We start from the raw sequence: 12,932 nt of genomic DNA, 5'->3' as shown, positions 1-12,932 counted from the left end.
CCTTACGCCGGGAGGTGGTTGATGGGGTGGTCGTCCGTGGCCCAGAGGTACTGGACGGCGTAGGCGCGCCAGGGGCGCCAGTCGGCGGCGCGGGCGGTCAGCGCGCCCGGGGAGCCCGGGAGGCCGAGGCCGACGGCGGCGCGGCGGATGCCGAGGTCGCCGGAGAGGAAGGCGTCGGGGTCGCCGAGGGCGCGCATGGCGATGATCTCGGTGGTCCAGGGGCCGAAGCCGGGCAGGGCGAGGAGTTTCGCGCGGGCCTCCTCGCGGTCGTCGGCGGGGCCGAGGGTGAGGGAGCCGTCGGCGAGGGCGCGGACGAGGGTGAGCAGGGTGGTACGGCGGCTGCGGGGCAGGGCGAGGGTCTCGGGGTCGAGCTCGGCGAGGACCTCGGGGCCGGGGAAGAGGTGGGTGAGGCCGCCCTCGGGGTCGTCGACGGGGGTGCCGTGGGCGGTGACCAGCCGGGCGGCGTGGGTGCGGGCGGCGGCGGTGGAGACCTGCTGGCCGAGCACGGCCCGTACGGCGAACTCGGCGGCGTCGACGCTGCCCGGGATGCGACGGCCGGGGGCCGCGTCGACGAGGGGCGCGAGGAGCGGGTCGGCGCGGAGCCGGTCGTCGACGGCGACGGGGTCGGCGTCGAGGTCGAGGAGCCTGCGGCAGCGGCTGATGGCGTGGGTGAGGTCGCGCGGGTCGGTGAGGGAGAGCCGGCAGGCGATGTGGTCGGCGCGGGGTGCGAGGGCGACGATGCCGTGCCCGTACGGGAGGCTCAGCGTGCGGCGGTAGGCGCCGTCGCGCCACTCCTCGACGCCGGGGACGGCGGTGGCGGCGAGGTGGCCGAAGAGGTTGGAGGGTTCGAGGGGGGCGCGGAACGGGAGGCGGAGGGTGATGACGCCGGGGGTGCCCGATGCCGCCCCCGTCTCCGTACGGCCGCCGGTGGCGCGGGCGCGGAGTTCGCCGGGGGTGAGGCCGAAGACCTCGCGGACCGTGTCGTTGAAGGTGCGGATGGAGGCGAAGCCGGCGGCGAAGGCGACCTCGCCGAGCGGCATAGGGGTCGTCTCGATCAGGACGCGGGCCGTCTGGGCGCGCTGCGCGCGGGCCAGGGCGAGGGGGCCGGCGCCGAGCTCGGCGAGGAGCTGGCGCTCGATCTGGCGGGTGGACCAGCCGAGCCGCCGGGCGAGGCCGGGGACGCCCTCGCGGTCGACGACGCCGTCCTGGATGAGGCGCATGGCGCGGGCGACGGCGTCGGCCCTGACGTGCCACTCGGGCGAGCCGGGGCTCGTGTCGGGGCGGCAGCGCTTGCAGGCCCGGAACCCGGCGCGCTGGCAGGAGGCCGCGCTGGGGTGGAACTCCATGTTCTCGGGCTTGGGCGGGACGACCGGACAGCTGGGGCGGCAGTAGATCCGGGTGGTGCGGACGGCGGTGAAGAAGACGCCGTCGAAGCGGGCGTCCTTCGACTGGACGGCCCGGACACAGCGCTCGGTGTCGTGGTGCATGGTTCCAGGATCGGGGACGGCGAGCGCGGGGGCTGGCGAAAAAACGACATCAGCGTCAGCCCCCGTGAACGCCCCTGGGGCCGCTACTCGAAGCGGGACGCGTCGCCCGCCCCTCGGCGGACGATCTCGGGCTCGCCGCTGGAGAAGTCGACGACGGTGGTCGGCTCGGTGCCGCAGTCGCCGGAGTCGAGGACCAGGTCCACCTGGTGGTCGAGGCGCTCCTTGATCTCCCAGCCCTGGGTGAGGGGCTCGTCCTCGTCGGGCAGGAGGAGGGTGCTGGAGAGGAGCGGCTCGCCGAGCTCGGCGAGGAGCGCCTGCGTCACCACGTGGTCGGGGATGCGGACGCCGACCGTCTTCTTCTTGGGGTGGAGGAGCTGGCGGGGCACCTCCTTGGTGGCGGGCAGGATGAAGGTGTACGCGCCGGGGGTCGCGTTCTTGACCGCGCGGAACACGTCGTTGTCGATGTGCACGAGCTGGCCCAGCTGGGCGAAGTTCTGGCACATGAGCGTGAAGTGGTGGCGGTCGTCGAGGTCGCGGATCGCGCGGATCCGCGCGATGCCCTCGCGGTTGCCGAGCTGGCTGCCGAGCGCGTAGCAGGAGTCGGTGGGGTACGCGACGAGCCCGCCGCTCCTGATGCTGTCGGCCACCGAGCCGATGGTGCGCGGCTGGGGGTTGTCGGGGTGCACGTCGAAGTACTTGGCCATGGGGGCAGTCTATTTTCGCTCGGCCGCCAGGGCCTGTCCGACCCTGATCCGCCGGACAGGCCCTAACCGCGCAGGCGGCGCCAGACGGCCTTCGCCGCGTTGTGTCCGGACATGCCGTGGACGCCGGGTCCTGGCGGGGTGGCGGAGGAGCAGAGGAAGACGGCCGGGTGCGGGGTGGCGTAGGGGCGGAGGGAGAGGGTGGGGCGCAGGAGGAGCTGGAGGCCCCGGGCGGCGCCGCAGGCGATGTCGCCGCCGACGTAGTTGGCGTTGCGGGCGGCGAGTTCGGCCGGGCCGGCGGTGGCGCGGGCGAGGACGCGGTCGCGGAAGCCGGGGGCGAAGCGCTCGATCTGCCGCTCGATCGCCTCGGTGAGGTCGCCGCGCCAGCCGTTGGGGACGTGCCCGTACGCCCAGAAGACGTGCTTGCCCTCGGGGGCGCGGGAGGGGTCGACGAGGCTGGGCTGGGCGGTGATGAGGAAGGGGGCGTCGGGGGCGGTGCCGGAGGAGGCCTGGCGCAGGGCGAGGCCGATCTCCCCGGCGGTGGGGCCGATCTGGACCGTTCCGGCGCGGCGGGCCTCCTCGGCGGTCCACGGGACGGGGCCGTCGAGCGCGTAGTCGATCTTGAAGGCGGCGGCGCCGTACCGGTAGTGGTCGTAGTGCCCGCCGAAACCGGCGATGCGGGCGAGGGCGGTGGGCGAGGTGTCGAAGACGTAGGCGCGGGCCGGGGGGAGGTCGTCGAGGCGCTTGACCTCGAAGTCGGTGTGGACGGCACCGCCGAGGTCCTTGAGGTACGCGGTGAGGGCGTCGGAGATCGACTGGGAGCCGCCCCGGGGCATGGGCCAGCCGCCGGCGTGCGCGGCGAGCGCGAAGACGAGACCGACGGCTCCGGTGCCGATGCCGCCGAGCGGGGCCATGACGTGGCCGACGAGTCCGGCGAACAGCGCGCGGGCCTTCTCGTCGCGGAAGCGGCGCATGAGCCAGGTGGACGGCGGCAGTCCGGCCAGGCCGAAGCGGGCGAGGGTGACGGGGTCGCCCGGCAGGGCGGTGAGCGGGAGCTGCATGAAGTCCCGGGCCAGGGTGTCCCACGTGCCGAGGAAAGGGGCGACGAGGCGCCGGTACGCGCCCGCGTCGTACGGCCCGAAGGAGGCGGCGGTCTCGGCGACGGAGCGGGCGAGGACGGCGGCGGTGCCGTCGTCCCACGGGTGGGCCATGGGCAGTTCGGGGTGGAGCCACTCCAGGCCGTACCGGTCGAGCGGCATCGTCTTGAAGACGGGCGAGCCGGCGCCGAGGGGGTGGACGGCGGAGCAGGGGTCGTGGCGGAAGCCGGGGAGGGTGAGCTCCTCGGTCCTGGCGCCGCCGCCGACGGTCGACTCGGCCTCGAAGACGGCGACGGAGAAGCCGCGCCGGGCCAACTCCACGGCGGCCGTGAGTCCGTTGGGGCCAGCCCCCACGACGACGGCATCGAGCATCGACGTCTTGTTCGTCACCTTCGGACTCCTTCGTCAGCCGGTGCCTCAGGACCTCAGGATAGGACCGGGGCCTTGAGCGCCCTTGAGCGCCCTTGAGCGCCTCACTCGCCCGGGAGTTCGCCCCGGAGTTCGCCCCGGAGCTCCCCCCGGAGGAGGGCAACGATCCGCTCGGCGGTCGCCGTGTCGCGCGCGGCCGTGAACGGCAGGGCGTTGCCGCCGGTGATGCGGAACGGCTCCCCGGCGACGGTGGTCTGCGCGCCGCCCGCCTCGGCGACCAGGAGGAGTCCGGCGGCGTGGTCCCACGCGTACTCCCAGGAGAACGCGGTGCCCGCGAGCAGTCCGCGCGCGATCGCGAGGTACTCGAGCCCGGCCGAGCCGCAGGGGCGCGGGGCGACGCCCTCGACGCGCAGGCCGAGCAGGGCGCACTTCTGGTCCGGCGTCGTGTAGTCGGGGTGGGAGGTGGCGACCTCCAGGACCTCGCCGGGCTTCGGCGAACCGGACCGGATCGCCTCGCCGTTGAGCGTGGCACCGCGCCCGCGCACGGCCACGGCCATCTGGTCCAGGGCGGGGGCGAAGGTCCAGGAGGCGAGGAGCTCGCCGCGCCGGGCGAGGGCGACGAGGGTGCAGAACCCGGGGTCGCCGTGGACGAACTGGCGGGTCCCGTCGACGGGGTCGACGATCCAGACGGGCGCGTCGCCGCGCAGCGCCTCGTACACCGACGGGTCGGCGTGGACCGCCTCCTCGCCGACGACGACCGAGCCGGGCAGGAGCGCGGTCAGGGCGGCGGTGAGATGGGCCTCGGCGCCCCGGTCGGCGACGGTGACGAGGTCGTGCGGCCCGTTCTTCTGCAGGATCTCGTGCTCGGCGAGCTGCCGGAAGCGCGGCATGATCTCGGCGGCGGCCGCCTTGCGGACCGCCTCCTCGACCTCGGTCGTCCGGCCGCCGAGGACGTGCTCAAGGAAGTCTTCGATCATGCTTCCAGCTAAGCACGTCCACATGACGACGGGAACGCGGCATCCACCCCTTATCGGCAGCCGCCGACCGGCACCCGACGCGCCCCTCCGTGAGGATGTGAAGAACATAAAGGATGTATGGGTACATTACGGATCCGGTGTGCTTCCCTCCCTGGAGACGAATCCATGCGTCCGCAACGCCGTCGCCTCGCCCTGGCCGCTGCCGCCCTCACCCTCTCCGGCGTGTCGGCGCCCGGAGCGAGGGCCGACGTCCCGGCACCCGCCGCCGGCACGTCGGTGATCACCGTGCGGACCGGAGGGGACAGAACGGGTGACATGGACGTCACTCCCCTCGCCGGAGTGACGCTCGCCCTTTTCGCGAACGAGACCGACACCCAGCCGGTCGCCGCCGCCTGGGCGCGGTGCACCTCCGACGCGGACGGGGACTGCGGCTTCACCGTCCCGGACACGGGGAGCGGCGGCGCGAACGCCGGGGCGCGGTTCTGGGTGCGCCAGCTGCCCGACGGGGTCCCGGCGGGCTGGTTCGTCAACCCGTCGCTGCGTACGGGCAAGGGCAACGGTTCGGGTTCGACGGAGTCCCCGTACCAGTTCCGGACGCCCGCCCTCACCGGCGGGGAGACGTACTCCTCGCTCACGGACTTCATGCGGAGTTCGGACTGGGCGGCGGTGCCGTACGTGGCCTCCCGCGGGATCTGGCAGCAGTCGCGCGTCAACCCGCCCCTGCCGTCGGCGTGCGGCCTGGACGTGGCGGTGGTCCTCGACCTGTCCTCGTCGGTCGGCAGTGCGCTGCCGGACCTCAAGGCGGCCACGGACAAGCTGACGGACACACTCACCGGGACGCCTTCCCGGCTCGCGCTGTTCTCCTTCGACCGGAACTCGCCCAGCACGGGCACCGTCAACCATCCCGCGCTCATGCCGGTCTCGACGAAGGAGGGCGCGCAGGCGTTCAAGGACCTGTACCAGGGGTGGACCCTCGGCTCGGGGACGAACTGGGACCAGGCCCTGAACGCGGTCGCACGGTCGGCCCCCTCGTACGACCTGGTGGTCGTCCTCACGGACGGCAACCCCACACGGTTCGGCAAGCCGTACACGGGCGACGGCAGCAACACCCACTTCGCGGACGTCGAGGGCGGGATCTTCTCCGCCAACGCGGTGAAGGCGGAAGGAGCGAGGATCGTCGCCGTCGGCGTCGGCAAGGGCGTCGAAGGGATCTCGGGGATCAACCTGAAGGCGATCTCGGGGGCTGAGGCCTTCGATCCGGCGGCTCCGGCTCCGCAGACCGCCGACTACTACCAGACGACCGACTTCACCGCGGCGGGCGAGGCCCTGCGGAACATGGCGCTGGCCCAGTGCGAGGGCACGCTGTCCGTGATCAAGCAGATCGTGCCCGAGGACCGGGAGGGCGAGGACGTCACCGGCGCGGAACCGGCGGGCGAGGGGTGGCAGTTCGACGCCTCGACCACCACGGCCGGGGTCGGCGGGCTGCCGGACTCCGCGACCACGGTGGACGACGGGACGGGCGGTGTCGTCTTCAGGCCGGTCTACCCGGCGGGGACCACGGGGGCGGACGTCACCGTCGCCGAGGTCCAGCAGCCCGGTTTCGAGCTCGTCACCCAGGGGGCGAGGAACGCCGTGTGCACCAACCTCGACGACGGCCGGCCGGTCGCCGTCACGAACACGGGGACGGGGTCCGCTCCCGGCTTCACCGTGGACGTGCCGCGTCTGGCGGCGGTGAGCTGCGTCGTCCACAACCGCCCGATCCCGCCGACCCCGACCCCGACCCCGACTCCGACTCCGACTCCGACGGAGCCCACGCCGACGCCCACGCCCACGCCCACCTCTCCGGAGCCCACCACCTCGTCCACGCCCACGCCCACGCCGTCCTCGACGGAGCCGGCACCCGGACCGACACATTCGGCGCCCGGGCCCGGGGGCGGGCCCGGCGGCGACGGGGAGGAACTGGCGGAGTCCGGTGCGGCCTCGACGCGGTCGCTCGGTCTGGTCGCCCTGCTCCTCGTCACGGTCGGGTCCTCCTTCGCCGCGTGGCGACGGCGCCGACGCGGCACCCGGGCATCCCAGGGGTGACGCGCCGGGCAACCGCTCAGCGGCGTACGGCAAGGACCGCCGTGGTGTCGTCGGTGAGAGCGCCGGAGGCGTGGCGGGTCAGGTCGTCGCCCAGGAGCGGGAGGACCTCGTCCGCGGGGTGGGCCGCCCAGGACCTCGCTCGGTCCTCCAGGGGGTAGAAGTCCCCCGCGGCGTCGCGCGTCTCGCTGACGCCGTCGGTGAAGAGGAGCAGCCGGTCGGCGGGGGCGAAGGGGATCTCGACGACGTCGAACTCGTCGTTCGCGAGGCCCGGCAGGTTGACGGGGAGCGCCGGGTCCGGGAGGGGCACGGTGGTGACCTGGCCGTCGTGCTGGACGAGCGGCGCGGGGTGGCCGCAGCTCAGGACCCGGGCGACGGCCCCGTCGTCGGGGATCTCGACGAGCAGGACCGTGGCGAAGCGTTCCGCCGCCTCGGAGTCGGGGCAGAGTTCGCCGTGCCGGCGCATGGTGGCGTCGAGGCGGCGGGCGACCTCCGGCAGGTCGTCGGCGGTGTACGCGGACTCCCGGAACGAACCGAGGAGGAGCGCCGACGCCTCCACCGCGCCCAGGCCCTTGCCCTGCACGTCCCCCACCATGAGCCGCACCCCGCCCGGGACCGGCACTGCCTGGTGGAAGTCGCCGCCGACGCGGGCCCCTCGGGCGGACGCCTCGTACAGCAGGTGCAGATCGGTCCCGCCGAGCCGGGACGGCAGGGGTCGCTGCACGGCCCGCTGGGTGGTGTCGGCGATGGCTCCGACCTGCCGGAGCTGTCGTTCCCGGCGCTCCCTGAGCGCGCTGGAGCCCGCCGACACCAGGGTCAGCAGGAGCAGGGCGACGACGGTGGAGTAGGGGAAGCCGAGGTTCTCGAATCCCGACCGGCCGACGTAGAGGGCGAGTGTCGCCGCGGTGGCGATCAGGCCGGTCCCGGCCGTCGCGACCGGTCCCCACGCGACCGCCGCGAGCGCGGGGACCGCGAAGAGGAGGCGGTCGAGGCGGTGGGCGTCCGTGGTGGCCAGGTCGGCCACCACGGCGACGAGCAGGACCAGGAAGGGCAGCGCGCGGCCGATCGAGGCCGCCTTGTCGGCGGTCGGGCGGGGCGGGGGTGTCGGGCGGGGCAGGGGCGGCGGGGTCATCGTGCTGCTCCTCTGGTCGGCTGCCCCCTCCGGCTCCCTTGCACCGTACGCACCGGCTACCGCGCCCCGGCAGAGGCGTAAGGCCCGTCCTCGCCCGATCCCGTCCCGCCTGTTCCCGCCCCGGCCTGTTCCCGTCCCGGCCTATTTCAGTGCCGGGTCCTGGTGGGTGCGGGGCACCGGCCGCAGGTCCGCCGTCCTGCGCGCGCAGATCCGGCTGACGATCACGGCGCTCACGGCTGCTCCGAGCACCGCCGAGGTGGCGGGGTGGGTCCAGACGGCGGGGTCGAGCTGCTGGGCCAGGACGAAGACGCCCATCACCACGACGAACCAGCCGAACGCCTTGCGCAGCGCGTCCTGGGGGATGCGGCCCGCGAGACGCGCGCCGACGAGGCTGCCGGCGACCGCCGCCACCGTGACCGTGACGGCGAGGCCCCAGTCGATGGAGACGCCGTTGAGGTGCCCGGCGAGTCCGGCGAAGGACTTCATCGCGATGACCAGGAGCGAGGTGCCCACGGCGATCCCCATCGGCAGTCCGCCCAGGATGGCCAGGGCCGGAACCACGAGGAACCCGCCGCCGGAACCGACCAGGCCGGTCACGGCGCCGACGACCAGGCCCTCGACCGCGATGTGCTTGAGCGGCAGGTCGCCGTGGTCCGGCCGGGTCTTCTTCCGCGCCCCGTCACGCGGCTTGCGGAGCATCGCGTAGGCGGTGGCGAGCATCATCAGCGCGAACGCGACGAGCAGGACGGTGCCGGGGATGTACTCGGCGAGCCGGCCGCCGCCGTACGCGCCGACCATGCTGAAGGCGCCGAAGAGCAGTCCGGTCCTCCAGCGGACCCGGTGGGCCCGGGCGTGCGGGACGAGGGCGGCGAGGCTGGTGACGCCGACGACGAACAGCGAGGTGGCGATGGCCTCCTTGGTGTCCTGCCCGGCCAGGTAGACCAGGATCGGGACGGTGAGGATCGAGCCTCCGCCGCCGAGGATGCCCAGGCTGACGCCGATGAGGAGCGAGACCGCGACGATCAGCGCGGTCACGACGCGCTCCGCAGCTCCGCGATCACGGTGCGGACGTCGGTCCGGGGGCCGCGGTTGTAGGGGAGCTTGGAGAGCAGGACGCCCATGGCACAGGTGTTGCTGAGGGCGGCGTAGGTGAGGCCGGCGCCGACGGCCGTGCCGATGAGGTGGGCGCCGGGGACGAAGACGCCCACCAGGCCGGTGGCGAGCACGATCGAGCCCGCGACCAGGCGGACCTGACGCTCCATGTCCCAGCGCTCGGCGCCCCGCTCCACGGGGGCCGAGACGGCCTCCCAGGCGGTCATGCCGCCTTCGAGGACGCGGAGGTTCGGCAGGCCGGCCTCGGCGAGGGCCTTCTCGGCCTCGCGGGCCCGCTGCCCGGAGCGGCAGACGAGCACGACCTCCTCGTCCAGGTGGGACCGCAGCTCGGCGCGGTGCTCGCGCAGGGTGTGCAGGGGGACGTTGTACGAGCCGGCGATGTGGACGGTACGGAACTCGCCGGGGGTGCGGACGTCGAGCAGGCGCGGGGCGCGGCCCTCCTGGACGAGGCGGAGCAGGACGGCGGGGCTGATCGACTGGACGGTGCGCTCGGCGCTCATGCGGTTTCTCCGGGAGGAAAGGGAGGGGAAGGGGCGAGGGGAAGGGATGGGGAGAGGAAGAGAGAGGGGGCGGGGGACGGAGGCAGTGCGGCCTCCGGCCCCCGCCGGGGCCGGCGCGGGACGGACGGTGGGGGTCCCGTCCGTGCCCGGCCGGCGGTCTGGGGCCGTCAGACGGCCGCGGGCTCCGCCGCGAGGGCCCAGGCGGCCCAGCCGCCGAGGATGTCGGAGACGTCGCGGAAGCCGCGGTGGCGGAGCAGGCTGGCGGCGATGGAGGAGCGGTGGCCGCCCGCGCAGTGCAGGACCAGCGGCCGGTCGGCGGGCAGCTCGCCGGCGCGGGCGGGCAGCTCGCTCAGCGGGATGTGCAGCGCCTCGGGGATGAACCCGTTCGCCTCGCGCTCGCCGCAGGTGCGCACGTCCACCACCAGGGGCGGGTTGTCCCCGGCGAGGGCCGCCTTGAGGTGCGCGGCGGTGATCCGGCTGGCGGGGGCGACCTCGTCGGCCATCACGCGCAGGGCGTCCTCGGGGTTGCGGACGTAGCCCACGACCCGGTCGAAGCCGATGCGGGCGAGGCGGGTGACGACCTCCTCCTCCCGGTTCTGCGGGGCCATGACGAGGATCTCGTCCGCCGGGTCCAGGACCGTGCCGGCCTGCTCGGCGAAGCGGCCGTCGGCCGGGATGTTCACCGCGCCGGCCAGGTGTCCGGCGGCGAACTCCTGCGGGTCGCGGGCGTCGACGACGACCGCTCCCCCGGCGCGCAGCTCGCCGAACCCGTCGAGCGAGAGCGGCCGGGCCGCGACGGTCGCGTCGTACAGGGTGCGGTCCTTGCGGTTGAGGTCGGCGTCGTAGGCGAAGTACCCCGGTGCCGCCGACTGTCCGGCGGTGACGAGGGCGACGAACTCCTCGCGGCCCATCGGCGCGCAGGCGTAGTTGGTGGCCCGCTGGTCGCCGATCGTGGAGGACTTCTCCGTCGAGAGGTTCTTGCCGCAGGCGGATCCGGCGCCGTGGGCGGGGAAGACGCGGACCTCGTCCGGCAGGCCCATCAGCTTGTTCTGGACGCTGTCGTGGAGCATGGCGCCCAGCTCCTCGGCGGTGACGCCGACGGAGGCGAGGAGGTCGGGGCGGCCGACGTCGCCGATGAAGAGCGCGTCGCCGGTCAGCACGCCGTACGGGACGGTGTCCTCGGCCCGCTCGTACACCAGGACGCTGATCGACTCCGGGGTGTGCCCGGGGGTCTCCATGACCTCCAGGACCACGTCGCCCAGGGCGATCCGCTCGCCCTCGGCGAGGTGCCGGATCGGGTACTCGGTCTCGGCGCGCGAGCCGTAGCCGATCCAGGCGCCCGTCTCGGCCGCCATCTCCAGGTGTCCGGCGACGAAGTCCGCGTGGAAGTGCGTGTTGATCACGCCGACGACGGTGAAGCCGTGGGCCCGGGCGTCGGCGAGGTACTCCGAGACGTCCCGGCGCGGGTCGACGACCACGGCCTGACCGGTCTTCTCGTCGCCGATCATGTACGAGGCCTGGGAGAGGCAGTCGAGGTAGTACTGAGCGAAGAACACGGCGATCCTTTCGAGGGAAGGCACGCGCAGGGCGGGGCCCTGCGGGAGGGGGAACTGCGGGTCAGGCGGCGGGCGCCCGTTCAGGCGGCCCGGGTGTGCGGTCAGGCGGCGTGGGCCTCCGCGCCGCGGACGACCGGGCGGCCTGTGCGGACCCAGCCGGAGGTGCCGCCCGCGACGGAGAGCGCGGCGAAGCCGGCGGCCTCCAGGTGCTCGGCGGCCCAGGCGCTCCGGTTGCCGCTCGCGCAGATGACGTAGACGGGCCGGTCGGCGGGCAGCGCGGCGAGGTGGGCACCCAGTTCGGAGAGCGGTGCGGTCCGGACTCCCGGCACGTGGCCCGCCGCGAACTCGTCCGGCTCTCGTACGTCGATGGCGAAGGCACCCTTCGCCAGCTCGGACGCGAAGGCGTCCAGATCCACTTCACGCATGAAGATCACTCTTTCGGATACCCCCCGGGGTACTTATGACATGGACTTTAGACAGAGTCGGAAGGCCGCGTCAAATACCCCCCTAGGTATCCTGCATCACAGCACTCTCATACCCCCAGGGGTATGGTGAGCTGCATGTACAGCCACACCACGACGACGCGACCCGTCCCGGGCGCCGACCCGGGCACCCACCCGGGCACAGTCCGGCTCGGGCTCCGGGAGAACCGGGGGCAGTTCGTCCTGCTCGTCCTGGTCACGGCGGCGGTCGGGGCGCTGGTCGGTCTCGAACGGACGACGGTCCCGCTGATCGGCACCGAGGTCTTCGGGCTCGCGGGCAACCTCGCCGTCTTCTCGTTCATCGTCGCCTTCGGCCTCGCCAAGGCCCTCACGAACCTCGCCGCCGGTGTCCTCACCGCCCGCTTCCGGCGCAGGCAGCTGCTCCTGGCCGGCTGGGTGATCGGCCTCCCCGTGCCGTTCGTCCTCGCCTGGGCCCCGTCCTGGTGGTGGATCGTGGCCGCGAACGTCCTCCTCGGCGTCAACCAGGGGCTGACCTGGTCGATGACCGTCAACATGAAGATCGACCTCGTGGGACCCGCCCGCCGGGGACTCGCCACCGGGCTCAACGAGGCCGCCGGTTACGTCTCCGTCGGCGCCACGGCCCTGCTCACCGGCTACCTCGCCACCCAGTACGGGCTGCGGCCCGCGCCCGAGCTCGTCGGCGTGGTCTTCCTCGCCGCGGGGCTCGGCCTGTCCCTCCTGGCCAAGGACACCGCCGCCCACCTGGCCCTCGAACTCGCCCGCCACCCGGCGCCCCCGCACGGCGAGACGGACGCCAGGCCGTCCTTCAAGGAGACCTTCGCCCGTACGTCATGGCGTGACCGCTCCCTGCGCGGGGCCGGCCAGGCAGGGCTGGTCAACAACCTCAACGACGGCCTGACCTGGGGCGTCTTCCCGCTGCTCTTCGCCGACCACGGCCTCGGCATCGCGGCCATCGGCCTGATCAAGGGGCTCTACCCGCTGCTGTGGGGCCTCGGCCAGATCCCCGCCGGCCACCTCGCCGACCGCGTCGGCCGCAAACCGCTCGTCGTGACGGGCATGCTGGTCCAGGCGGCGGCCCTGCTGCTCGCCCTCCTGCTCCTCGACCGCCCCCTGCTCGCCGGGGTCCTCTCCGCCGTCGGCCTCGGTCTCGGCACCGCGCTCGTCTACCCGGCGCTCATCGCCTCCGTCTCCGACCACGCCCACCCCTCCTGGCGGGCCCACGCGCTCGGCACGTACCGGTTCTGGCGTGACATCGGGTACGCGGCGGGCGCCCTGGTCGCCGGGGTCCTCGCCGACGCGCTGGGCCTCGGCGCCACCGTCCTCGCCGCGGCCGCCCTCACGGCACTCTCGGGCCTCCTCGCCGCCCGCTGGATGACCGACCGGCCCCGCGCCTGAGGGCGGCTGTCCTACAGTGCAAGGGACGGTATGCAGGGATCTGTCCCCGTCGACACACC

11 protein-coding genes are annotated in these 12,932 nt (G+C 74.0%); 2 read left to right on the top strand and 9 right to left on the bottom strand.

What is annotated here, in order from left to right; translation table 11 throughout:
* Positions 1 to 2: 2 nt before the first annotated feature.
* The 4 genes from ACFC0Z_RS00180 to ACFC0Z_RS00165 all read right to left on the bottom strand — a co-directional run bounded on the left by ACFC0Z_RS00180 (position 3) and on the right by ACFC0Z_RS00165 (position 4,631).
* Entirely contained in the window at positions 3 to 1,487 is a 1,485-nt protein-coding gene (locus ACFC0Z_RS00180) for an AlkA N-terminal domain-containing protein (RefSeq protein WP_376431080.1), read from the bottom strand.
* Between the two features lie 83 nt (positions 1,488 to 1,570).
* Positions 1,571 to 2,191, bottom strand: a complete 621-nt coding sequence (locus ACFC0Z_RS00175; protein ID WP_376431078.1) for an L-threonylcarbamoyladenylate synthase — start codon at positions 2,189 to 2,191, stop codon at positions 1,571 to 1,573.
* Positions 2,192 to 2,253: 62 nt separating this feature from the next.
* Positions 2,254 to 3,657 carry a phytoene desaturase family protein gene (locus ACFC0Z_RS00170; RefSeq protein WP_376433382.1) on the bottom strand — a complete coding sequence of 468 codons (1,404 nt, stop codon included), beginning with the start codon at positions 3,655 to 3,657 and terminating at the stop codon, positions 2,254 to 2,256.
* 101 nt (positions 3,658 to 3,758) lie between these two features.
* Complete coding sequence (locus ACFC0Z_RS00165) at positions 3,759 to 4,631, bottom strand: inositol monophosphatase family protein (RefSeq protein WP_376431076.1); 873 nt, start codon at positions 4,629 to 4,631, stop codon at positions 3,759 to 3,761.
* 165 nt (positions 4,632 to 4,796) lie between these two features.
* Between ACFC0Z_RS00165 and ACFC0Z_RS00160 the strand changes: the two genes are divergently transcribed.
* Entirely contained in the window at positions 4,797 to 6,716 is a 1,920-nt protein-coding gene (locus ACFC0Z_RS00160; RefSeq protein ID WP_376431074.1) for a vWA domain-containing protein, read from the top strand.
* 16 nt (positions 6,717 to 6,732) lie between these two features.
* On the opposite strand, the gene ACFC0Z_RS00155 is transcribed toward ACFC0Z_RS00160, so the two are convergent.
* From ACFC0Z_RS00155 to ACFC0Z_RS00135, 5 genes are all read right to left on the bottom strand, one after another.
* Complete coding sequence (locus tag ACFC0Z_RS00155) at positions 6,733 to 7,845, bottom strand: PP2C family protein-serine/threonine phosphatase (protein WP_376431072.1); 1,113 nt, start codon at positions 7,843 to 7,845, stop codon at positions 6,733 to 6,735.
* Between the two features lie 141 nt (positions 7,846 to 7,986).
* On the bottom strand, positions 7,987 to 8,880 hold the full coding sequence (locus tag ACFC0Z_RS00150; protein WP_376431070.1) for a sulfite exporter TauE/SafE family protein: 894 nt from the start codon (positions 8,878 to 8,880) through the stop codon (positions 7,987 to 7,989).
* Positions 8,877 to 9,458: a rhodanese-like domain-containing protein gene (locus tag ACFC0Z_RS00145; protein ID WP_376431068.1), complete on the bottom strand. Its 582-nt coding sequence runs from the start codon at positions 9,456 to 9,458 to the stop codon at positions 8,877 to 8,879. The genes ACFC0Z_RS00150 and ACFC0Z_RS00145 overlap by 4 nt, the downstream gene beginning before the upstream one ends.
* A gap of 167 nt (positions 9,459 to 9,625) precedes the next feature.
* Positions 9,626 to 11,014: a rhodanese-like domain-containing protein gene (locus ACFC0Z_RS00140; RefSeq protein ID WP_376431067.1), complete on the bottom strand. Its 1,389-nt coding sequence runs from the start codon at positions 11,012 to 11,014 to the stop codon at positions 9,626 to 9,628.
* Between the two features lie 101 nt (positions 11,015 to 11,115).
* Positions 11,116 to 11,439 carry a rhodanese-like domain-containing protein gene (locus tag ACFC0Z_RS00135; protein ID WP_376431065.1) on the bottom strand — a complete coding sequence of 108 codons (324 nt, stop codon included), beginning with the start codon at positions 11,437 to 11,439 and terminating at the stop codon, positions 11,116 to 11,118.
* A gap of 135 nt (positions 11,440 to 11,574) precedes the next feature.
* On the opposite strand from ACFC0Z_RS00135, the gene ACFC0Z_RS00130 reads away from it, so the two are divergent.
* Entirely contained in the window at positions 11,575 to 12,873 is a 1,299-nt protein-coding gene (locus ACFC0Z_RS00130; RefSeq protein WP_376431063.1) for an MFS transporter, read from the top strand.
* Positions 12,874 to 12,932: the final 59 nt, after the last annotated feature.

Origin of the sequence: Streptomyces sp. NPDC056144 (assembly GCF_042264145.1) — a bacterium.
Taxonomy (GTDB): Bacteria; Actinomycetota; Actinomycetes; order Streptomycetales; family Streptomycetaceae; genus Streptomyces.
Note: the sequence above shows the minus strand (reverse complement) of the source record. Positions and strands in the feature narration are given on the sequence as shown.

Excerpts from the sequence above, each read along its gene's own strand:
- ACFC0Z_RS00180 (WP_376431080.1), bottom strand. The coding sequence starts at position 1,487 with ATGCACCACGACACCGAGCGCTGTGTCCGGGCCGTCCAGTCGAAGGAC.
- ACFC0Z_RS00175 (WP_376431078.1), bottom strand. The coding sequence starts at position 2,191 with ATGGCCAAGTACTTCGACGTGCACCCCGACAACCCCCAGCCGCGCACC.
- ACFC0Z_RS00170 (WP_376433382.1), bottom strand. The coding sequence starts at position 3,657 with ATGCTCGATGCCGTCGTCGTGGGGGCTGGCCCCAACGGACTCACGGCC.
- ACFC0Z_RS00165 (WP_376431076.1), bottom strand. The coding sequence starts at position 4,631 with ATGATCGAAGACTTCCTTGAGCACGTCCTCGGCGGCCGGACGACCGAG.
- ACFC0Z_RS00160 (WP_376431074.1), top strand. The coding sequence starts at position 4,797 with ATGCGTCCGCAACGCCGTCGCCTCGCCCTGGCCGCTGCCGCCCTCACC.
- ACFC0Z_RS00155 (WP_376431072.1), bottom strand. The coding sequence starts at position 7,845 with ATGACCCCGCCGCCCCTGCCCCGCCCGACACCCCCGCCCCGCCCGACC.
- ACFC0Z_RS00145 (WP_376431068.1), bottom strand. The coding sequence starts at position 9,458 with ATGAGCGCCGAGCGCACCGTCCAGTCGATCAGCCCCGCCGTCCTGCTC.
- ACFC0Z_RS00135 (WP_376431065.1), bottom strand. The coding sequence starts at position 11,439 with ATGCGTGAAGTGGATCTGGACGCCTTCGCGTCCGAGCTGGCGAAGGGT.
- ACFC0Z_RS00130 (WP_376431063.1), top strand. The coding sequence starts at position 11,575 with ATGTACAGCCACACCACGACGACGCGACCCGTCCCGGGCGCCGACCCG.